This window comes from Lunatimonas salinarum, assembly GCF_017811155.1.
Taxonomy (GTDB): domain Bacteria; phylum Bacteroidota; class Bacteroidia; order Cytophagales; family Cyclobacteriaceae; genus Lunatimonas; species Lunatimonas salinarum.
Map to the genome: position 1 here is coordinate 36,172 of NZ_JACVCV010000016.1, position 22,960 is coordinate 59,131.

Below are 22,960 nucleotides of genomic sequence, written 5' to 3' on the forward strand. Positions count from 1 at the left end.
AAGGTGTTTTCGTGAATCCAAGTAGCGGAAAATGGCGCCCTTTGTTACTAATAGTCTCCGACTTAAAACGAACTAAACCTATTCAATACCCCTGATGAAGAAACAGACTAAGCTTATTGTTATCATAATCACCGTGTTGGTGATTGGGATCGCATTTTTTTATCCCCGCATGGATTCTTTTTTTTCCAAGACTGAACAAACGGGACCCGTTCCCGCTTCCGCTTCGCAGCAGGGTTCCGGAGGTGGTCAGGGGCTTCCGGTAAACGTGATAGAGGCAAGGTATGAGACTTTGGAAAACAGTTTGAATGTTACCGGTAGTTTAATTCCGAACGAGATGGTCAACCTTCGGCCGGAGATCGCCGGTCTTGTCACCAGGATTGATTTTAGAGAGGGTCAGTTTGTAAAGAAGGGTACCCCATTACTTTATCTGCGGGATGATGAATTGCGTGCGCAGTACGATCGCTTGAATTATACCAAAAAGCTATTTGAAAGCCAAGAGAATAGGCAGAAGCAACTCTTGGAGCGAGAGGCAATCTCTCAGGAGGAATACGATATCGCATTAAATCAGTTTAATACCAACTTGGCTGACCTCCGGTTAATCGAAGCGCAGTTGGATAAGACGGTGATTGTGGCACCTTTTGACGGGGTGCTCGGCTTACGAGATGTCTCGGAGGGAGGTGTCATCAGCTCTGCGGATGTGATTTCCACCATCGTAAATATCGATCCAATTAAACTGGAGTTTTCAATACCTGAGCGCTATGCCAACGATATCAAAGTAGGTGCTTCGGTATATTTCCGATCAACCGTGACCTCTGAGGAAGCGGAGGGAAAGGTATATGCGATTGAACCAAACATCGACGTGAATACCCGTACGCTTAAAATTCGAGCAGAAAGCCCCAACAATGACCGACGTTTTCTTCCAGGTATGTTTGCCCGCGTCAGGTTGGTATTGAATGTGGAAGAAGACGCGATTTTGGTTCCATCTGAATCAGTCATTCCGGAATTATCCGGATACAAAGTATTTGTAGCCAAAGACGGCAAGGCAGAGTCACGGGTAGTGACCATCGGTAAACGAACTGAAAATACGGTTCAAATACTTAGTGGTGTCAAACCCGGGGAGCAGGTATTGACAACCGGTATATTACAAGCAAGAGAAGGAATGTCTCTTCAAGTCACACAAATCAACTGATAGCCCATGTCTAGTTTATCCACCATCAGTATCCGGAGACCTGTGTTGTCCATCGTGATGAGCCTCACCATCATGATTTTTGGACTCATAGGGATTTCCTTTTTGGGAGTGAGGGAATATCCCAGTGTGGATCCTCCGATCATCAGTGTAAGGACATCCTATGTGGGAGCGAATGCGGACGTAATCCTAGCGCAAATCACCGAGCCGTTGGAAGAGGCAATCAACGGTATTTCCGGCATCAAGTCCCTCACCTCCATCAGTAACGACGGTGTATCCAATATCACGGTAGAATTTGAAGTAGGCGGAGACATGGAGGCAGCCGCCAACGACGTGCGGGACAAGGTGTCCCGTGCGCAGCGAAACCTTCCACCGGACGTAGATCCGCCGGTCATCTCCAAGCAAGATGCAGACTCGCAACCGGTGGTGATGATGACCGTAGGCAGTAGTCAACGGAACCTATTGGAGCTTTCGGATATTGCATTGAATATCTTTAAGGAGCGCATTCAGACCATTGAAGGGGTGAGTGAGATTCGAATTTGGGGGGATAAGGAGTACGCCATGCGCCTGAGAATGGATCCACTCTTGATGGCGTCTTATGGGGTTACTCCTTTGGATGTATTGAACAAGGTGCAGAGTGAAAACGTGGAGCTTCCTTCGGGGAGAATTGAAGGGGATGCCATCGAACTGTCAGTTAGGACTAAAAGTAGTTTGAGTACTCCTGAGGAATTTAATCGGCTTATTATTCGAGAGGAGTCTAACCGGGTGGTGCTGTTTCAGGATGTGGGACGTGCCGAGTTGGCACCGCTAAATGAGCGAACCGTGCTTAAAAAGGATGGAGTGCCAATGGTAGGCGTGGCCGTTTATCCCCTTCCCGGAGCTAATAGTATCGATATCGTGGATCAGTTCTATGAACGCGTAGAGTTTATCAAAAAGGACCTTCCAAGCGATATCGAATTGAGTGTAGGGATTGATACGACCAAGTTTATCCGCCAATCCATCAATGAAGTGCAGGAAACGATCATTGTGGCTTTTTTCTTGGTGGTTTTGGTGATCTTTTTGTTTCTCCGGGATTGGCGTACCACATTCATACCCGTATTGACTATTCCGATTAGTTTGGTGGGCGTATTTTTTATCATGTACCTGATGGGTTTTTCCATCAATGTGCTGACGCTATTGGGTATTGTGTTGTCCATTGGCCTAGTCGTGGATGATGCCATTGTGGTATTGGAAAACATTTATACGAAGATTGAGAAAGGAGAGGATCCAAAGAAAGCAGCAGAGCTTGGAGCCGAGGAGATATTTTTTGCCGTGATAGCGACTACGGTAGCCTTGGCTGCGGTGTTTTTGCCGGTGATATTCCTCACGGGTACCACGGGCAGGCTGTTTAGGGAGTTTGGGGTGGTGGTTGCAGGTGCGGTGATTATTTCCTCCTTTGTGGCGCTTACCATGACGCCCATGCTAAGTTCCAAGCTTTTGAAGAAACGCGAAAAGCAAAGCTGGTTATACTTGAAAACAGAACCATTCTTCGTCTGGTTGAACGAGGCATACGAAAGTTTACTGGTTCGCTTTATGGGATATCGATGGCTTTCCCTGGTGATCTTTGGAGTGATGGTGTATGGGATTTATTACCTGTTTGGGCAAATCCCCACCGAGCTGGCGCCTATTGAAGACCGTGGACAGATCCGGGTAAACCTTACCGGCCCGGAGGGGGCTACGTTTGCCTACATGGATAGAGTGATTGATGAAATGACTTCGGAGTTGGGGGAAGTGATTCCTGAAGAAGACCGCAAGGGATTGATGGGGATTACCTCTCCAGGATTTGGCAGTGCCTCATCCAACTCCGGTTTTATCCGGGTAATGCTACAGGATGCCACAGACCGGGAGCGTAGTCAGCAGGAGATATTCAATGATGTAAATAACTACCTGCGTAGAAAGACCTCTGCGCGATCCTTTGCGGTGCAGGAGCCGTCCATTGGTGATCGAAGGGCGGGGTTGCCGGTACAATACGTCATTCAGGCGCAGACGATCGATAAATTGAAAGCCATTATTCCGGACTTCTTGGAAAGGGCTAACAAGAGTGAGGTGTTTAATTTTGCCGATGTAAACCTGAAATTTACCAAGCCCGAAATCGAGGTGGAGATTGACCGGGAAAAGGCCAGAAACATTGGGGTATCGGTTCAGGAGATAGCGCGAACTCTCCAACTCTCCTATTCCGGTCAGCGGTTTGACTATTTTATCATGAATGGAAAGCAGTACCAGGTAATCGGTGAGATGCAATTGGAAGACAGGAATGAGCCTATAAATCTAAGGATGCTTTACGTGCGGGCAGAGAATGGTCAGTTAATTCAAATGGACAACTTGGTCACCATTTCCGAAAGGAGCACTCCCCCGTCGTTATATAGGTTTAACCGATTTGTAAGTGCCACTGTAACGGCCGGTCTGTCCGATGGCTATACCGTAGGTCAGGGATTAGATGAGATGGATCGGATCGCAGAAGAAGTGCTGGATGAAACCTACAGTACGGATGTTGCAGGGCTCTCCAAGGAATACCGGGACAGTTCCAATAGCTTGATATTCGCCTTTGTGTTTGCCTTGATACTTATTTATTTGGTGTTATCTGCTCAGTTTGAGAGCTTTATGGATCCTCTTACAATCATGTTTACGGTGCCATTGGCCATATTTGGGGCATTGTTTTCACTTTGGTTGTTTGATTTCACCTTGAATGTGTTCAGTCAGATTGGTATCATCATGCTGATAGGCTTGGTGACCAAAAACGGTATTTTGATTGTCGAATTTGCCAATCAGCGAAAAGCACAGGGAATGAGTGTGCGTGAATCCATAGAGGGAGCTGCTTCCGCCCGCTTTAGACCTATATTGATGACCAGTTTTTCCACTATTTTAGGAATTCTGCCTATCGCATTGGCTTTGGGTGCTGGAGCGGAAAGCCGGGTGCCTATGGGTGTGGCGGTAATTGGTGGCATGTTGATCTCTACCATACTTACGCTGTTTGTGATTCCCGGAATATACACATACTTAACCTCCAAAGAAGGAAGATTAGCAAGAGCTTGATGAATAGACTATTTTTAATAATCGCATGTGGGTTATTGCTGTGCCCTGGTAGTTATGCACAGGATATCGAAGAACTCAATTTTGAACGGGCCATTGAGATCGGATTAGAGCGTAACTTCGACGTGAAGATCGCCATCAATGAAGGTCTATTAAGAGAAAATGACCGTAGGATCGGTGAAAGTGCTTTGATGCCTTCGCTAGGGGTAACCAATACACGGACGTTTCGAAGGGAAGATACCGAACAACGGTTCGTGAACGACCCTGAGCCCCGGTTGATTGATGGTGCCCAAACCCGCATCAATAATTACAGCCTTGTGGCTATTTACGGCTTTCGTCCCGAAGCAGTAGTTGCCTTGAAGCGCTTAGGCAAACTTAGTGAGGTGGGTGAGCTGGAAGCTAAGGTAATGATGGAGAATACGGTGGCGGCCATTTCTATGGCCTACTACCGATTGGTGCTGGAATTGCAACGGTATAATGTATTGAACACGACGCTGAAATTCTCAGATGAACGTAGGGAAATAGCCAAAGCGCAATACGAGTTCGGGAGGGCTTCGAAGAGGGATTTTTTGGCCGCCCAAGTGGATTACAACGCAGACCTGACGGCACTTGTCAATCAGGAGCAGATTATCCAAAACTCCCGCGTCAATCTCAATCAGCTTTTGGCATTGGATCCGGATAAGGAGTTTGCGGTAAAGGATACGATTCTGATTCAGGAAAACCTAAACTTTGAGGATTTGGTAGATAATGCCTATGAGCATAACAAGCAATTGCTTATCACACAGCGAATGCAGAATGTGGCATTTTTGCAGTTGCGGGAAATTCAGGCCGAACGCCTGCCTTTTGTGACGCTAAATGGGGCGTACAATGACAATACCCTTAATTCACAGGCAGGCTTTTTGATTCAGAATAAGCAACAGGGTTACACCCTAGGAGCGACGCTTGGCCTTAATCTTTTCAGTGGTTTTTCCATCAATAGAAGGGTGCAGGGAGCCAAGCTTCAAATGCGCAATCAACAGCACATGTTGGATCAGTACGAGCTACAAATGAAATCGGATCTTCAGCGTACGTACAACGTGTATCAAAACAGCAAGCGGCTCCTTGATATAGAAAGAGCAAATTACGAAGTGGCGATCGAAAATGCAGATATTGCCTTGGATCGGTTTAGGCTCGGAATAGCCAACTACCTAGAGTTTAGAGATGCGCAGGTGAACCGTCTTACGGCTGAGAGCCGCTTAATCGAATCGTTGTACAACATTAAGGAAAATGAAATTGAATTGATGCGTCTTTCCGGTAGGATTTATTTTGCCAATCCGAACGAAAATATCTATTGATGATTTGGTTTTTTTGTCGTTTTTTAATGCTCCGAATCCAGGTGTTTTTCAAATAATTTGGTATCCTGTCAATTATGCTGTATAATTGAGGGAATCAATTCCTGAATGACAGGAGCTACTGCATGAAAAAACATACATGGCACGTCTTTGTATTCGGAATCTTTATTTTTTTTCTCCCCGCGTGTGATAACAGTGAGCCAGCAGAACCACATTTTTGGGAAAACCCAGCAGAGATAGATTTTGATGCTATTAAAGAAAGAGGATTTATCCGTGCGGTGGTGGATAACTCCTCTACCAGCTATTACGTATATCGTGGGCGCACGATGGGTTATGAGTTTGAACTTCTCCGTAACCTATCCAATCGTCTTGGCGTAGAACTTCACCTCGTAGTCAGTGATGGGTTGGAGGAGTCCTTTCGCTTACTGAATCAAGGGAAGGCGGATCTAATTGCCATCAATTTCGAGCGGTCGGAGGAGCGGAGGAAATTTGCAGCCTTTACGAACCCGATTAATGAGATGCGTACCATCTTGGTGCAGCAGAAGCGTGAAGATATGATTACCTCATTCGATCAATTACAGAATACCGAGGTATTCATCAAAAAGGGGACCATCTACAAGGATAAATTGCGGGCACTGAACGATTCGCTCGACCTTGGTATAGAGGTTGTTGAAAACGAGGAATCCTTGGAGTCCCTGATTCTGAAGGTGGTTGAAGGGGAAATTCCCCACACGGTGGTGGATGAAGATATTGCCCTTGTAAATGCCACCTATTACGATGAGATAGATGTCAGCTTTGCGGTGAGCAACCCATCCCAGGTGGGTTGGGCGGTGCGCAAAAATGCACCGCAGCTATTGGGTAAGTTGAATGAATGGATTGCTCGGATCCATAAATCCGGTTTTCAGGCAATTTTGTATCAAAAGTACTTTTTGAACAAGAAGAATAGCTATTTTCGAAGCAGTTCCGCATTTTCTTCCGTGTCCGGAGGGCGGATTTCTGCTTTTGATGAGCTGATCAAAGAGGGAGCCGATATGTTGGGATGGGATTGGCGGTTGCTGGCTTCTCTGGTATACAAAGAGAGTCGTTTTGATACCACGGCGGTCTCCTATGCCGGGGCCGTCGGCTTGCTGCAGTTAATGCCGGTCACACTCAGGCAATTTGGAGTCACCAATCCCAATGATCCACGAGAAAGCTTGCGTGGAGGGGTCAATTACCTGCGGTACTTGGATGGATTTTGGCTGGAACGCATCCCGGATAACAATGAGCGCATCCGCTTTATTCTGGCTTCCTACAATATTGGCCATGGGCACGTACAGGATGCTTGGAGGTTGGCCTTAAAATATGGGAAAGATTCCCGGATCTGGTCGAGTGTTGCGTTCTATTTGGAGCGGAAATCCAAGCCAGAGATCTATCGGGATCCATTGGTCACAAGTGGCTATGCCAAAGGGCATTTGGCAGTGCAATATGTAATTGATATTCTAAGCCTTTACGAGTCTTACAAGGTGCTGGTCAATCCCTGACCTGCTTTTCACGGATCATTTCGGTCATGATTTTGGCCGATAGGAGGCTGAGGGGTATGCCGCCGCCAGGATGTACACTTCCTCCGCAAAAATACAGGTTTCGGATTTCTGAGGAATCATTGGCATGCCGGAGAAAGGCCGCATAGCGGTTGTTGGAGCTGTTGCCGTAGAGAGCGCCTTGTGAGCTGGAAGTCTTGGATTCAATGGTTCTGGGATCCAGTACCTCCTCTACTTCGATGAGGGGCTCCAAGTCTGTTTGGAGAATACGGTTTATCTTTTGGATGATATTTTTGCGGGCATCCGCGATCATTTTTTCCCAATCCTGTCCCTGATTATTGGGGGTATTGATCATTGTAAACCAATTCATTCCGCCTTCTGGGGCATCATCGGATTTGTAAACCGACGTGATGTTGATATACACCGTAGGATCATGGTAGATACGGCCCTGCTGGAAAATATGGGAAAATTCCGCTTGGTAATCCTCGCTAAAAAAGATGTTGTGCAGGTCAAGTTCCCGAAAGGATTTTTTGATTCCCCAGTAAAAGATTAGTGCGGAGCTGGATTTAGGCTGTTTGAGGAGGTACTGTGGTTGTTTTTGGTCACTGAGTAAATGCCGGTAAGCATTTACCATGTCCATGTTGTTGACGACCAAATCTCCTTGGTAGGACTTTTCAGCCACCCGTATGCCGACGGCGTTTCCATTTTCTACCAGGATTTTATCCACCTTTTGATTAAAATGAAACGTTACACCCATATCCAGTGCCAGCCGGTAGATGCTTAAGGTGATGTCGTGCATGCCCTTTTTGGGAAAGAAAGCCCCCATGTTGTATTCCAAGTGGGGAATGATGTTAAGGGTCGCCGGTGTTTGGTAGGGGTCGGATCCGTTGTAGGTGGCATAGCGGTTGAAGAGCTGAACCATTTTTGGGTTCCGAAATTGTTTTTGGTTGGCACCGTTCATGGTACCGAATATTCCCAATTTGCCCATTCTCAAGTAGGATGCCATAGCCTTGCGGTTGACCCAGGTTTTCCAGCGGTGCAGGGACCGGTGCATGAACAAGGGGGCGAGGTGCCGGTACATATAAGCGGAGCGATCTAGCGACTTGCGTACATGTTCAGCCGGTTCGCCGAGCTTATCTGCTACCTCTTGGGCAAATTTTTCCGGATCGGCATGTGCCTTCAGTCGGGTGCCATCCTCCCAAAAATAGTGGCAAAGTACCGGTAACCGTATATATTCAAAATGTTCCTCGGGGGTTTTGCCGGATAGTCGAAAGAGTTCCTCTACGTGTTCGGGAAGGGTAAAGAGAGAAGGGCCCGCATCGAAGCGATAGTTACCAATTTGAATTTCAGAGAGTTTTCCGCCAGGATACGAATTGGCTTCAAATACCTCTACGGCATACCCCAGGTTTTTTAGTCGTACTGCTGCAGCCAGTCCAGCGATTCCCGAGCCGATTACGATGGCTTTTTTATTCATGTTGATACAACCTAGATCGATAGAAAGTGTTTTTCGCCCGGTGGGTAGTAGTATGGTTTAGTTAAAGATAATGGTTCGGTTGCCCACTACCTGTATCTTACGGGCCAAGTGGTATTTAATTGCCCGGGAGAGGACTACCTTTTCCACATCTTGGCCCATTTGAACCATTTCTTCTACGGTGTTGTGGTGCCTCACACGGGCCACATCCTGCTCGATTATCGGGCCTGCGTCGAGTTCTTCGGTGACATAGTGGGCGGTGGCTCCGATGATTTTCACGCCTCTTTTATGGGCAGCGTGGTAGGGTTTTGCGCCCACGAAGGCTGGTAGGAAGGAGTGGTGTATATTGATGATACGGTTAGGGTAATTCCGGATAAAATCCCCGCTTAGGATCTGCATGTAACGGGCCAATACCACGAAGTCTACCCGATGTTCCCGTAACAACTCAAGCTGTCTTTGCTCCTGTTCTTGTTTGTTTTCTTTGGTGATAGGCAAATGATAGAATGGAATACCAAAGCCTTTTACCACCCTTTTCAAGTCGGTATGGTTGGAGATGATCAAGGGAATTTCTACCTGAAACTGTCCGGAGTAATAGCGGCTAAGGATGTCGAATAGGCAATGGGACAATTTGGAAACAAAAATCACCATCCGTGGTTTCGGGGTATTGAACTCCAGCGAACAATTCATGGCAAACTGCTTGCCGACTTCGTCGTGGAATACTTGGGAGATGCGGTCTTTGGGTATGGCAAAGCTCTCCAGTTCCCACTCGGCCCGCATAAAGAAATCGCCGACCTCCTCGTCGATGTGTTGGTCCACTTCGATGATATTGCCATTATATCGGAACAAGAAATCCGATACCGCAGCGACGATTCCCTTATCGTCTCTGCATTGTATGATCATAATCGCTGTTTGCATGGCTAATTCGTTGGTTGGGGGATTTAGGATAGTAGTGCGGCAATATCTTCGCTGTTTAGGCTTTTGATAAAGCTTTCTTCCGTGTGGATCAGTTCTCCTGCAAGGGCCATCTTTCGTTCCTGCAGCGCCATGATTTTCTCTTCAACGGTATCTTTGGTGATGAATTTGTAGATGATGACTTTATTTTCTTGTCCGATGCGGTGGGCACGATCTATGGCTTGTGCCTCCACGGCGGGATTCCACCAGGGATCCAATAGGAACACGTATTCTGCTTTGGTCAGGTTCAAACCTACCCCACCGGCTTTTAGGGAGATCAGGAATACCTTGATGTCGTCGTTTTGCTGAAAGGAAGAAACCTGCGCCTGACGGTCTTTGGTACTGCCATCCAAATAGGCAAACGAGATGGCTTCTTTGGTAAGGATCTCACTGATAATGTCTAGGTGTTTCACAAATTGACTAAATATCAGTACTTTGTGGCCTTCGCTTGCGGTTGAGGAAATCATATGAGTGATATCTTCCAACTTGCCCGAATCACCAAGATACCCTTCATCGGTCAGCTTGGGGTGATTGGCAATCTGCCGCAGTTGTGTAAGGCCGCGTAGCAGCGTAAAGGAGTTTCTCGAAAGGCCGGGAATGGAAGCGTCATCCATGATTTTTTCCCGAAAGTAGTTTTTGGTGTCCTCGTATATTTTAGCCTGTTCCTTCGACATGGATGAATATTTCACATTGATCACCTTTTCCGGAAGGTCCGTAGCCACTTGGGTTTTAAGTCGCCGCAGGATAAATGGTTTGATCATGGAATGGAGCTTGGCGGCTTTGCCCATATCTCCTTTCTTTTCAATGGGTAGCAAAAACTGCCTTTTAAAGCTTCCTTTGGATCCAAGTAGGCCCGGGTTAATAAAGTTTACTTGAGACCAAAGGTCCATGGTTCCGTTTTCTACCGGCGTACCGGTGAGGATTAGCCTGTGGTGGCTCTTGAGCTGCATCACGGATTTGGAGATAATGCTTTCCGGGTTTTTAATCGCTTGCGATTCGTCCAATATGACATAGTTGAAAAAGAAATTGCTGAGGACATCGATGTCGATTCGCGTGATACCATAAGAGGTGAGTACCAGGTCGTATCTGCTAAACTGCTCTACATCTTTGACCCGTTGGCCGCCGGTATATACCAGCACCTTGAGTTTGGGGGTAAACTTCCGTGCCTCAAGTTCCCAATTATATATCAGCGAGGTAGGCATGACTAGCAAGGAGGTTGAGCCCTCTGAAAACTCTTTTTGATGTGCCAGGAGTGCCAATGTTTGTACGGTCTTTCCCAGTCCCATATCGTCTGCCAAGCAGCCTCCAAATTGGTACTCGTGTAGAAAGCGTAGCCAGTTGTAGCCAGCCTTTTGGTATGGTCTTAGTTTACCTTTGAAATATCTCGAAAGATCGTAATCCTCAAATTGGGTAAAATCTTTTAGCCTAGCCAGTCGTTCGCTCAAGGAAAGTTTCACCAAGTTGGACTTTTGGAGCTCTTGGGCCAGTGCAATATGGTGTTTTTTCAGCTTTAGCTTTCCGGCGCTTGCCTCTTCCTCCTCCATAAAGGAAAAAATTTCTCCGTAGTGTTCAAACCAGGATTTAGGGATTATGGCGATCTCTTTGTTGGGCAGTTCTAATTCGGACCGGCCATTCAGCAGCATTTTACGGAATTTCTTAAATGGAATCTCATAGTCTCCAAAAGTGACCACGGCCTCCACGTCAAACCAATCGATTTTTTCCGAAATTCGAATGGAAATATTGGTTTTTCCGATAAAATAACGTTTGCTTTTGTCTTGGTTTGCCTGAATAAGCGTAATGCCGAGCTCATCCATTTTTTCTTTGTGGATAAGAATCCATTCGTATGCGGCACGTTTGGACATGGGGACTCTTCCACTGCGAAATGTCAGGCCACGGCTTTTGAAAAAGTCGCAGATTTCGGCTTCCCTTACTAAGTTCCGGATGATTTTATGAAACGTATACTCCTCACCATGTTTTTCCAACGCAACGTTGGTAGGTGTCAATTGGTCCGCTCGATAAGAGTTGAATCCATACTGAAAGCGCAAGTCAAAGACCAGTTTTTCTTCCGCTTCTATGTCGAGTTTTTTTCCAAACATATCTGTGGTAGGATTCCCGGGGAGGTCGCTGATGATGAGCTGAGGATCTGGTTTTGACCGATCTACCACGATGTCGAATCCCTTCGCGTGCACATCAAAAGAGGCTACCAATTGCGTGACAAATCTACGGTAATAATCGTCCTCCATCTTGCGGGGGATGACGATGAATTTTTTATTGAGGAAGGGGGCCAGCTTTTTGCCATCTACGTTTTTTTCGAAGCTAAATAGTCTGCCATCTACGACCAGCCAAGCAGGCTCTTTGCAGATGAGGTATCCTCCACGGTACTGCCACTCCAGCTTTTCGTTTCCGTATTTCAGTGTGGGAAAGTAGTGGGTGTTTTCTTCATTTCGGCGAAAGTGAAATAGTGCCGTCGCTTTTTCAGGCAGGATTTCTATTTCCTTCCAGGCAGGGTTTCCGTCACTGCCGGTTTCGAACAGGCGTTTGCCTTTCAGGAGGTTCAGGATCTTTGCACGGGTAATTTCCAAACGGTTTTCTATGAGTTTTTGGGTTTCCTTGGCGTATGCGTTTTGCGGCTGCTCCTGATAGATTTTGCGGATAAAGTCCTTGGGCTTTACATTTTTGCTGTTGAATTTTTTCACAATGGCCTCCTGTTGCATGCTGTCCATCAGTCGAATAAGCTCATAGTCTGCGTCGTCCAATTCACTGGCAAATTCGGCGGCATTCTGATAGGAGATATTTTGGTAGGCAAGCGAAAGCCGTCCCTTCTCATCCAATTGTACAGCGTATGATTCGAAAAGAATTCCAAGGAATTCGTGGTTGAAGAGGGCATATATGATCCTAAACGGCTTTTCAGCGGAAACTTTCATGATAGTATGCTATTACGGTCAGAATTTGAAAAAATAGTGAATATTCGAATTTAACCAGTTTGCAAATTACGCAAATAATTAACTATTCCTCTATGCCCTTGGTATTATTTGGCGCTAGAGGTGGTCCACCGTTCGGACCTTTGAGGCAATCAATGCGGGTCTATAGGAAGCTAAAAAGGTAATGACAACCACGCTTAAACTGGTGTACAAAAAGTCGCTAAGCTTCATCTTGACGGGATAGCTATCCACTACGGAAGAAGTGACACCAAGGGAGACGAGCCCGAAGGTGTCCTGAAGCCAGCAAACCAAAAAGCCCAATACCAATCCAATCAGTGCTCCAGATAATGCGATAATCGCCCCTTCCTTCACGTAAATGGCTTTGATAAGCCTGCGGGGAGCACCCATTGCGAAAAGAACGGCGATATCCTTTTTCTTTTCGATGGCCAGCATGCTTAAGGAAAAGAAAATATTAAAGGAAGCCACCGCTAATATAAAGGTAAGGGTCAGGAATACAAATAGTTTTTCCAAACGGATGGTCATTAGCAGACTGGCATGCTGTTCATCGGTGTCTTTAACGGTGAAGGGGTCACCAAGCTGAGTGCGGAGTAGTTGTTTTACTTTTTTGATATCCTGTCCGGGGCTTACTTTGATCTCCAAGGCGGTTCGCTTGTCGCCGTAGTTCATTAGGCGCTGGGCAAAACTCAGGGGGACTATGATATATTCGTCGTCAAACTGTTTTTCGATACTGAAAATTCCCACTGGGCGCAGTGTCTCCCGATTATACATGCTGTTTGGGTCAATGCTGCCCGCCCGAGGGGCTTTTGGGTAGTAGGCCTGTAGGAGATCAAACTCATTTTCCAAGTCTATCAACAAGTAGTAGGAAACGCCCCTTCCCACTAGCGCAAAGGGTTTGGTGTCTGTTCCCAGGGACATTTCTCCCGCAAACAGTCCCTGCTCGAATCTGCCCTGTTCCAGGAAGTTGTCCGATACGCCCTTAATGGTGGCGACCAATTGGTTTTCACCAAAGCGGAACAGCGCATTGTCTTCGATGACCTCTGTGACCACTTCCACGCCGGGGGTTTGGCGGATAGTTTCCAGCCACTCTTCGGTTACTTCAAAGGACTTTCCTTGGCTTGCTTCCACCTTGAGCTCGGCATCAAAGGAGGCGTAGAGGCTTTTGATAAGATCCTCCAGCCCGTTAAATACGGAAAGGACGATCACTAATGCCATGGTGCCCACCGCCACGCCAATCATCGATATCCGGGAAAGGATCGTGATGAAATTCCGTTTCTTTTTACTCCGGAAATACCTAGCCGCTATAAAGAAAGATAGATTCAATTAGTTTACAGAATAAGGCCGTCGTTATGCTTCTTCTTCTTCTTCATTCTCTTCCGGAGCTTCCGGTATGTCTAGTTTAGAAATTACGCCGTCCATGTGTTGGGCGTATGCGGCAGATTCATCCAGGAAAAAGGCAATTTCCGGGGTAATGCGTGCGGACTTTCCGATTCGCTTACCCAAGCCTCCCCTAATCGCCTTTTTGGCCGCATTTATTTTTTCAAAAAGTACTTGATTGTTTGCATTAAGGAAGCTTAGGTATACCCTCGCAACGCTCAAATCCGGACTCATCTGCACCCGTGTTACCGTAACCAAGGCATTTCCGATTAGGGATCGGGATTCCCGCTGAAAAATATCGCCTAGCTCCTTTTGGATAAGTTTAGAATACTTCAACTGTCTTTTGCTTTCCATGATAATAAAGTTAGGACAAATTTAGTGAATTATATCCTTTACACTTAATTTCGTATCCTTCAAATCAACCATAAGGTTCCCTTGCTCCAATTTTTCAAATTAAACGACCCCTTTAGGCTGGTAGGAATCCTGTTGTTCCTCGGGCTTTTTAGGCTGCCATACTACCTGATCGGCATGCCCCTAATCCAGCCTGAAATGGTTTGGCTGCTTATTGGCGAAAGAATGGCAGGGGGATTTGCGATGTATGGGGAAATCATGGATGACACCGGGCCGTTTTCGGCCCTTACCTATGGGCTATTGCACTTTTTTTTTGGGAGGTCACTATTTATGCACCATCTCTTCGCAGCCTTTGTGATCTTCTTTCAGGTTACGTATCTCAATTTCCTCTTTATCCGGTTTAAAACCTACAAGGAGAACACCTATTTGCCGGCAATTGTTATGCTGTGTTTTTTTCATCTTTCCTATGATTTTCTTGTACTTTCTCCCAGTCTACTGGGCAACACGTTTATCCTCTTGGCATTCGGGCAGCTGTTTTCTCAAACGGCCGTAAATAAAAATTCCACGGAATCCATCTTGCTATTGGGGCTCTATGGAGGTATCGCTTTGTGTTTTCACTTTCCCTTGGTCGTATTTCTGCCACTCATGGTGGTTTTTGGGATGGTGATCGGTGGTTTTAATTTTCAGCAGCTACTTTTGGCTGTTACCGCCTATTTGATACCATTGGCGTTGGTTGGGGTTTATTTCTTTTGGATAGAGGGGCTTGAGGATTTTTTCATTGAGTTTGTGCTGGCCTCGCGTAAGATTGAGGGGCTGGTACACAGTACCTTGCGTGAAATAGGCTTTGTCTTTTTTCTACCTCTGTTACTTTCTACATGGGGCTTCTTTGCGATTCTGTTAGTAAAAAAGCTATATATCAATCAGCAAAAACAAAGTCAGTTGATGATTCTGTACCTGGTGTGTGCTTCTTTTACCGTGTTTGTCGCAAACCGTACCATTGCATACCAATTTTTGGGTTTGATACCGGTATTTACCTTCTACACGGTACACTATTTGGTGTCTATTCGTAAGCCTATTCTCCAGTCATTGCTGTTTTATGTGTTGTTTTTAGGGACGCCGTTCATTGGAGCTAGTTGGTTGTTTTACAAACAAAATGATCCGACTTATTTTGAGTACGCAGTCAAAGACGGTCCGGAATACCATTTTTCGGATGGGGCTTCGGTTCTGGTATTAGGTAAAGACCTGGGCTATTACCGAAATGCGCCTTTGGCCACACCTTACCTGAATTTTGCGATGGCGAAGCCATATTTGGCTGATCTGGAGAATTTTGAAAACAGGGCAAAGATCAACCGGTTTTTCAGGGAGGAAAGGCCCGGGTGGGTTATTGATGATGAGGGGGTTTTTGGCGATTTATTGCCCAATTACCCTCAGATTCAAGCGATGTATGAATTGGAGGAAATAAACAGGTATCGGTTAAAAAAATAACGAGGCCAATGATCTCACGGGCCTCGTTGAAGAACTTTTTCAATGGGAGCAGTTAGCAGGGGATTTTATTTACCCGTGTGGCGTGACGCCCCCCCTCAAAGTCCGTCTGAAGGAAGATATCTACCATTCGGACTACCAAGTCAAAGTCCACAAAACGAGCCGGAATCGAGATTAGGTTAGCGTCATTATGCTGCCTTGAAAGGGCTGCAAGGTCTTCATTCCAGCAGATGGCCGCTCTTATTCCCTGATGTTTGTTTGCAGTGATTGCTACGCCATTACCACTCCCGCAGATGATTATGCCGCGTTGGTGGTTTCCCGCTTCTATGCTCTGGCAAAGGGGATGTATGAAATCGGGGTAGTCTACAGACGCATCGGAACTGGGTCCGAAATCCTTCACTTGGTATCCTTTTTTTTCCAGTACCTCGATCAGGCGCTGTTTATATTCAAATCCGGCATGGTCGCCGCCGATGGCAATTACTTCATTCATGTGCTTGGCTAGTAATCGTTTTTCAATTCCTCTTCCCGCTGCTGTCGTTCTAGACGCTTGGCAATAAAAATGCCTGCTTCATACAGCACCAGAATGGGCATTGCAATCAATATTTGACTGATGACATCAGGCGGTGTGATCAATGCAGACAACACTAATATGATCACGATGGCATGCCTACGGTATGTTTTCAAAAACGCCGAGCTTACCAAGCCCGCCTTGGTGAGGAAGTATATCACAATAGGCAGTTGGAACATGACAGCCGACGCCAGGACGAGCATGGCCAACGTGGAAATGTAGGAGGTGATGTCAAATTCGTTTGCAATCGACGGATCCAACTGGTAATTCGACAGGAAGTTGATGGAAAGTGGAGCCAGTATAAAATATCCGAAAGCCGCTCCCATAAAGAACAGTAGGCTCACAAAAAACACCGCACCTCGGGCTGCATTGCGTTCCTTGTCGTAAAGGCCCGGGGAAATAAATCGCCATACTTCCCAAAATACATAGGGAAAGGCAACGATCAGACCCACTACCAAGCTGGAAGTCATGTGCATGGAAAACTGACCCGTCATTTGCCGGCTCTGAATGATAAAGGGAAGTTCCTGTATGCACAAAGCAGGTATAGAAAGCGCCTCTGATACCTGGCAAAGTACCCGGTAGGTGATAAAGTCAATCTTAGAGGGGCCCAAGATAACGACCCCAAACACAAAACTTTTGGACAGAAAAGCGGCCACCATAAAGATAAGGATAGCCGAAATCGATCGAAGCAGGTGCCAGCGAAGCTGCTCTAAGTGGTCTAGGAAGGACATGCCTTCCTCTTCCTCATCGTCTTTGTATTGATCCAGTGCCACGTGCTTTCGTTAGTCGTTTAGTACAAAGGAAATTGAACCATCCATTCGTTCACCTCTTGCTTGATTTTGGCGAGCATGGATTCGTCTTGGTTGTTGGAGAGTGCTTTGTCAATCAGGTTGACGATCTTTCGCATATCGTCTTCTTTCAGTCCCCTCGTGGTGACTGCGGCCGTGCCGACGCGCATGCCCGAGGTTACGAATGGGGAACGGGTATCGAAAGGCACCATGTTTTTATTAATGGTAATGTCTACTTTGCCAAGCGTCTCTTCGGCCAATTTTCCGGTAAGGTCTTTGTTTCGCAGATCGATCAGCATGAGGTGGTTGTCCGTGCCTCCAGAGATGATTTCATAGCCTTTTCCCAGAAACGCCTGCGCCATGACTGCCCCATTCTTTTGAACCTGTAAGATGTAGTGCATGTAGTCGTCAGACAGCGCTTCTTGGAACGCAACCGCTTTGGCGGCGATGATATGCTCCAAAGGACCTCCCTGAGTACCTGGAAACACTCCTGAATCCAGCAAGGATGACATTTTCCGTAATTCGCCTTTTGGTGTCGTAAGTCCGAAGGGATTTTCAAAATCTTCCCGCATCAGGATAAGCCCGCCTCTGGGGCCTCTAAGGGTCTTATGCGTGGTAGTAGTGACAATATGGCAATAGTCCAGCGGATCATTTAACAAGCCCTTGGCGATAAGTCCGGACGGGTGCGAAATATCCGCCAACAAGATAGCTCCCACTTCGTCGGCAATCTCTCGAAGGCGCTTGTAATCCCAGTCCCTGCTGTAGGCTGAGGCACCGCATATTAATAGTTTGGGTTTTACCTCACGGGCTTTTGAAGCTACTTTGTCGTAGTCTATGAGACCGGTTTCCTGCTCTACTCCGTAGAAGTGGGGCTGGTATAGCTTACCGGAAAAGTTCACAGGCGATCCGTGGGTAAGGTGCCCGCCGTGTGACAAGTCAAAACCGAGGATGCTATCTCCTGTCTGCAAGCAGGCCAAAAATACCGCAGCATTTGCTTGGGCGCCAGAGTGTGGCTGTACATTGGCCCAGGTAGCTCCAAAAAGTTCCTTGGCGCGATCGATGGCAAGCTGCTCGATTTCGTCTACCACCTCACAACCGCCATAGTATCGTTTATTGGGCAGTCCTTCGGCATATTTGTTGGTCAATACGCTGCCTGCGGCCTCCATGACCTGCTTGCTGGTGAAGTTTTCGGAGGCAATCAGTTCTATACCCCGGCGTTGTCTGTCTTCTTCTTTTGCAATTAGGCCAAATATTACCTGATCTCTTTCCATTGGATGTATGCTAATTAATGTCGATTGGGCTTAGAGCCTTCGGTAGGGTATTCAGCTAAAGGCCTAAGTCCCACCCCCAAACATAAGGCTATTTTTTGGATGGGCAAAATTAGTCCGAATCGCTGTATATTCCAATCGAATAGGGGATTTGATCGGGGGTGAACCGGGATATTTTTACATTATGTGTATCTTTGAATATCTTAAGAAGATTATGAAAAAAATATTGATAAGTACCGGAGGGGGTGATTGCCCTGGACTGAATGCGGTCATCCGGGGGATTTATAAGCGTGCCAAACACGAAAAAGGCTGGGAGGTGTATGGTAGTATTGAGGCGCTAAGCGGGATTATGCGCAACCCGCCCGAGCTAGTCAAGCTCACCCGGTCTAAGACAGCCGGCATTCACGTGCGGGGCGGTACCATCCTAAAGACCACAAATAAGGGTAATCCACTGATGTATCCCATCAAGGATGAACAGGGTCAGATTACTTTTCACGACATCACCGATCGAGTAGCGGCCCGGATCAGAGAGCTGGGTTTTGATGCGGTAATCAACATCGGAGGTGACGGTTCCCAAAAGATATCAGAAGCACTGCATCGCCATGGTATCCCAATTATCGGTGTTCCCAAGACCATTGATAACGATCTGAAGGGTACCGATATGACCTTCGGGTTTCAAACTGCCGTGCAGATCGCAACGGACAGCTTCGATAAGTTGGTCACCACGGCGGAAAGCCACCACCGGGTCATGATCATGGAGGTCATGGGTAGGGACGCTGGGTGGATAGCCCTCCATACGGCCATCGCAGGAGGAGCAGAGATTTGTCTCATCCCGGAGATTCCCTATGAGGTAAATAAGGTGCTCAAACGTATCAATGACCGGTATGAAAAGGGCCGAGGCTTTATCAACATAGTCATCGCAGAAGGCGCTAAAGCCAAAGATGGCACCATCACTTTTTCAGCTGGAGAGGAAGGGTCTGAGCATGTGCGGCTGGGTGGAGTTGCCTTTGAGTTGGCACGTCAGTTGAAAGCTGCCGGCTGTAAGCAGGAGATCCGGGAGACAGTCCTGGGTCATGTGCAGCGTGGAGGTACTCCGGTGGCCTTTGATCGGGTATTGGCCACCCTGTTTGGAGTCAAGGCCTTTGAGTTGGTGCTGGAAGGGGCCTTCGGCCGAATGGTTTCTTTTCAGAATAATACCATCACCTCGGTAGCACTGGCAGATGCCACCCAGAGCTACAACCACGTGGATCCAGATGGGTTTCTGGTACAGGCTGCCAAAGGCATGGGGGTTTCTTTTGGAGATTGATGCCTTGGAGGCGCGGGACTTTTCTAGGTATTCAATCCGCAATGGACCGGTGTTTGGTGGGGACTTCTTTGCGCAGGCCTAGCTGAGCAAAATAGTTTATTTGCCTAGTGAAATTGCTAATTTTGCTGATCCTGCAAAAAAAAGGGGGCTGACTCGTGATGAGTAGCCCCCTTTTTCGATATATAAGAGAGTAAAAAAATGCTTACCAACTTCTGGCTCCACCAGGGCGCATACCACTACCTCCGGGTCGCATCCCAGGGCCAAAGCCACCTTGACCGGGTGCTTCCTCGGCTTTCTTAAAGTTGCCGATGATGTAGGTGAAACTAAGCATGCCGTATCGGGTCAGTACATTGGAGAAAACGTCTGTTATCGCCACATCGGATATGGTTCGCGAGATGGCGTTGTTTTGGCTTAGCACATCGAAGACAAATAGCTTTAACTCGGCTTTGTTGTTTTTCATGAACCGGTAGCCGGCCTCTATGTTCCAAAGCCATACCGACTGATCCAACCCTTCGGAGAGGCCCCGGTAGAGCATGTTGTTAGCGCTGTTGGCGATAAACAATTTGCCGTCATTGGGAGAATAGTAGAAGCGGAGGTTGCTGTTTTGGATGTAGTAATTGTTATCCAGGTTGCTTTGCAAGCTACTTTTTACCACGGTGTAGGTACCGTTGGTGGACAGGGTGAAGTCGACGTCTTTGCTGATGTTACTGGCCAGGGTCACGCCACCACGGAAGTCGAAGTTTTCGTTTACGTTCATCTGTCCGTTGATGATACCGGGGGTGCGTCCGTAGCTCAGACCCGGATTTACATTTACTTTGGTCTTAAATTTAGGAATACTGGTGCCGTAGTTAACAGCCAATCGAGACATCCACTGTCCGTTTAGGTTTACCGGTCGGGTAATCTGTCCACCGCTCCGGAGCAGAATTTCGTTGTTAATCAAGGTATCTCTGGTCGCTACAAAGGTGTTTGTACCCACGAAGTTGTCAGTGATAGAGGCAAACAGAAACATGAATAAGGTTTTGTTTTTTTCCATATCCACCTTTGACATGTTTAGGAAAAACGTGTTGTTAAAGGCCTGTGCCAGCTCAGGGTTACCCACTGTTAGGTTGAGCGGGTTGTTATTGTTAATCACGTTTTGGAGCTGATTTACGCTGGGTTCCTGAGTCCGCGTTCGGTACCTGAATCGATAGCTGATGCCTTTTTCGGTACGGTAGTTGACCACCGCTGTAGGCAGGAAGTTGCGGAAATCCCGGTAGACATTGCCCTCCTGAGGAAACATGATGTCGTTGTCCAATACGGCGTATTGGTAGTCCATGCTAAAATTGGCATTAAATCCTTTGTAGGTGTACATGTAGCCTAATCCTGCCCGCTGGGTAAAGAAGCGGTTGTCAAACTCATTGCTGAGGGCGGTGTCCAAGACCATGATCCCTTGCTCATTGGCGAGCTGGAAGGTCTTCTGGTCTGCGGCGCTTTTATTGTTTCCGAAGGAATATCGCGCTGTGGCTACCGATCGCTCGGAAATGGGTTCGGTATAAGACAGGTTAATATTGTAGTTAAAGCCGTCGGATAAGGCACTTGTTTCTTGGATCAGGGTGTCTTGAGAAGACCGTACATAATCCCTATTTGCCGCGATCAGATCTGTGAGTTGGTCGCGCTTGTTGAGCGAGGTAAACACATCGGTGGATAGTGTTCTGCCCTTTTTTTCAAATTTGTACCGATAGGTTAGGGAGTTGGACAGGTTATACCCCTGGGTTTCGTTTTCGGTAGTCGTTCTGGTGGCACTTAGCGGGTCCAGAGCGCTATTCAGGTTTAGCCCGTCTAGGTCACTGTAGCGGCTGTTGTTTTGAAAACTAAGCGAGGGACGGATTATCAGTGCGTTTTTGTCATTGATATCGTATTCGATCATTCCATTCATCCGGTGATTTCGGTTGTTGACCGTAGAGAGTTGGTTTTCTTGGTAGAACTGTCGCTGCTGTTCGCTCAGGATGGTCTCCCGGTTGGTAATATCCAGTACGGCATTGTCGGTGTCGTTATAGAAATAGCTGCCGGTAAAGTTTATTTTTTCGCCCCATTTGTCGCTGTAGTTTATTCCCAGGGAGTTGGTGGTTACTATACCGTTGTTTTGCGCCACGGCAAAATTACCGCCGCCACCACCGCCCCAGCCGCCACCGCCGGGTCTTCCACCTCCACCACCTCGTCGGCCACCGCCGCCCATAGAACTACTAGTGACGCCCAGTAGATCGTCAGAGGAGAAATTTTGTTGGTTTACGTTGTTGAAAAGGCCGATGATTGAGAATCGTTTGGCACCTTTGAAAAAATTGATGTTTCCACCCAGGGAATAGCGATCGTCAGTTCCGTACCCGGCATACACCCGGCCAAAGTGGCTATTACGCATGTTGCCCTTGGTAATGATGTTGATCGTTTTGGCGTAGTTGCCGTCATCCAATCCGGTGAGGCGGGACTGGTCTGACCGCTGATCTAATACCTGCACACTCTCAACCATATCTGCGGGGAGGTTGCGAAGGGCAATGGAGGGGTCGTTGCCAAAAAATTCCCGACCGTCCACCAGGATACGCTGCACTTGCTCGCCTTGCGCCTGTACCTGCCCGTTTTCGATCGTTACGCCAGGCAGCTTTCCAATAAGTTCCTCAGCCATCGCGTTTTCTCGGGTCTTAAATGCGCTTGCATTAAATACCGCCGTGTCACCTTTCATTTCACCTACCGCGGTTTCGCCTTGAATCACCACTTCCCCCAGTAACTCACTGTCCTCGCTGATGGCGATCACCCCGAGGTCTAGAGGAACCCCCCTATTCATGTTTCGGGTTACTTTTTCATAGCCCACATAGGTGATTTCCAGTTTGAAGGATTGCATGCGGGGATAGGCAATCTCAAATTTGCCATCCGTGCCAGTCACTGTATTGCTCACCAGGGTGTCGCCCATGGTTTTGATCAGGATATTGGCACCGATCAGTGGATCTTTTGTGGTACCCTCTACTACCTGTCCGCGGATCATGGGTGTATCCCCCCCGGTGGCTCTTCGCTGCTGGGCTTCCAGGACTTGTAGACCAAAAAGGAATACGAAAAGTGTGGATAATGTAAAGATTTTCATGTGTTTATAATTGTTTTTCAGCGGTCCCATGGAATCTCGCATGGCCAATAGTCATTCTGTTGTTTGATGCCTACTTCATGCTCGATTTCATTGCAGATGTCTTGTTTGTCCCAGTTAGACATCTGCTACTTATAGAAAGTTTAATGAAGGTGTCGGGAAAGGGTCAATATTGTTTTGAATGGGTAAAAATTCCATTGGAAGGTTAAAAAAAGGGTTGGGGTAACGGGTATTGGTGTGAAAAAGATCG

15 protein-coding genes are annotated in these 22,960 nt (G+C 47.2%); 6 read left to right on the top strand and 9 right to left on the bottom strand.

The features are described 5' to 3' along the window. Positions 1-94 precede the first annotated feature (94 nt). From IAQ59_RS17460 to IAQ59_RS17475, 4 genes are all read left to right on the top strand, one after another. Positions 95-1,189: an efflux RND transporter periplasmic adaptor subunit gene (locus tag IAQ59_RS17460; protein ID WP_209332135.1), complete on the top strand. Its 1,095-nt coding sequence runs from the start codon at positions 95-97 to the stop codon at positions 1,187-1,189. A 6-nt stretch (positions 1,190-1,195) separates the two neighbouring features. Further along, a complete protein-coding gene (locus tag IAQ59_RS17465) occupies positions 1,196-4,258 on the top strand; it encodes an efflux RND transporter permease subunit (protein ID WP_209332136.1) in 3,063 nt (1,020 codons plus the stop codon). Beyond that, entirely contained in the window at positions 4,258-5,589 is a 1,332-nt protein-coding gene (locus tag IAQ59_RS17470; RefSeq protein WP_209332137.1) for a TolC family protein, read from the top strand. Before IAQ59_RS17465 ends, IAQ59_RS17470 begins: the two co-directional genes overlap by 1 nt. Positions 5,590-5,711: 122 nt before the next feature. Continuing rightward, positions 5,712-7,106, top strand: a complete 1,395-nt coding sequence (locus IAQ59_RS17475; RefSeq protein WP_209332138.1) for an MltF family protein — start codon at positions 5,712-5,714, stop codon at positions 7,104-7,106. Here the strand turns inward: IAQ59_RS17475 and crtD are convergent. The 5 genes from crtD to rbfA form a co-directional block, all read right to left on the bottom strand. Further along, complete coding sequence (gene crtD / locus IAQ59_RS17480) at positions 7,096-8,577, bottom strand: 1-hydroxycarotenoid 3,4-desaturase CrtD (RefSeq protein ID WP_209332139.1); 1,482 nt, start codon at positions 8,575-8,577, stop codon at positions 7,096-7,098. The genes IAQ59_RS17475 and crtD overlap by 11 nt on opposite strands. 57 nt (positions 8,578-8,634) lie before the next feature. Further along, positions 8,635-9,489 (bottom strand): formyltetrahydrofolate deformylase, encoded by an 855-nt coding sequence (gene purU, locus IAQ59_RS17485; RefSeq protein WP_209332140.1) that lies wholly within the window; start codon positions 9,487-9,489, stop codon positions 8,635-8,637. Positions 9,490-9,512: 23 nt separating this feature from the next. Further along, complete coding sequence (locus IAQ59_RS17490; RefSeq protein WP_209332141.1) at positions 9,513-12,449, bottom strand: DEAD/DEAH box helicase; 2,937 nt, start codon at positions 12,447-12,449, stop codon at positions 9,513-9,515. Between the two features lie 114 nt (positions 12,450-12,563). Beyond that, a complete protein-coding gene (locus IAQ59_RS17495; protein WP_209332142.1) occupies positions 12,564-13,787 on the bottom strand; it encodes an FtsX-like permease family protein in 1,224 nt (407 codons plus the stop codon). 24 nt (positions 13,788-13,811) lie between these two features. Next, the gene (gene rbfA, locus IAQ59_RS17500; protein WP_209332143.1) at positions 13,812-14,195 is read right to left on the bottom strand and encodes a 30S ribosome-binding factor RbfA; all 384 of its coding nucleotides are present in this window, start codon (positions 14,193-14,195) and stop codon (positions 13,812-13,814) included. A gap of 174 nt (positions 14,196-14,369) precedes the next feature. Between rbfA and IAQ59_RS17505 the strand changes: the two genes are divergently transcribed. Continuing rightward, positions 14,370-15,677, top strand: coding sequence for a hypothetical protein (locus IAQ59_RS17505; RefSeq protein ID WP_209332144.1), 1,308 nt, complete (start codon positions 14,370-14,372; stop codon positions 15,675-15,677). 52 nt (positions 15,678-15,729) lie between these two features. Here the strand turns inward: IAQ59_RS17505 and rpiB are convergent, their stop codons facing one another. Genes rpiB through IAQ59_RS17520 form a run of 3 tightly spaced genes read right to left on the bottom strand, consistent with a single transcriptional unit; the run spans position 15,730 to position 18,301 of the window. Then, positions 15,730-16,164, bottom strand: a complete 435-nt coding sequence (rpiB, locus tag IAQ59_RS17510; protein WP_209332145.1) for a ribose 5-phosphate isomerase B — start codon at positions 16,162-16,164, stop codon at positions 15,730-15,732. 8 nt (positions 16,165-16,172) lie between these two features. After that, positions 16,173-17,015, bottom strand: coding sequence for a twin-arginine translocase subunit TatC (gene tatC / locus IAQ59_RS17515; protein WP_209332146.1), 843 nt, complete (start codon positions 17,013-17,015; stop codon positions 16,173-16,175). Between the two features lie 17 nt (positions 17,016-17,032). Next, positions 17,033-18,301 carry a serine hydroxymethyltransferase gene (locus IAQ59_RS17520; RefSeq protein ID WP_209332147.1) on the bottom strand — a complete coding sequence of 423 codons (1,269 nt, stop codon included), beginning with the start codon at positions 18,299-18,301 and terminating at the stop codon, positions 17,033-17,035. 211 nt (positions 18,302-18,512) lie between these two features. On the opposite strand from IAQ59_RS17520, the gene IAQ59_RS17525 reads away from it, so the two are divergent. After that, on the top strand, positions 18,513-19,604 hold the full coding sequence (locus tag IAQ59_RS17525; protein WP_209332148.1) for a 6-phosphofructokinase: 1,092 nt from the start codon (positions 18,513-18,515) through the stop codon (positions 19,602-19,604). Between the two features lie 202 nt (positions 19,605-19,806). Here IAQ59_RS17525 and IAQ59_RS17530 read toward each other — a convergent pair whose 3' ends face one another. Continuing rightward, positions 19,807-22,713 carry an outer membrane beta-barrel protein gene (locus IAQ59_RS17530; protein WP_209332149.1) on the bottom strand — a complete coding sequence of 969 codons (2,907 nt, stop codon included), beginning with the start codon at positions 22,711-22,713 and terminating at the stop codon, positions 19,807-19,809. Between the last annotated feature and the right edge of the window lie 247 nt (positions 22,714-22,960).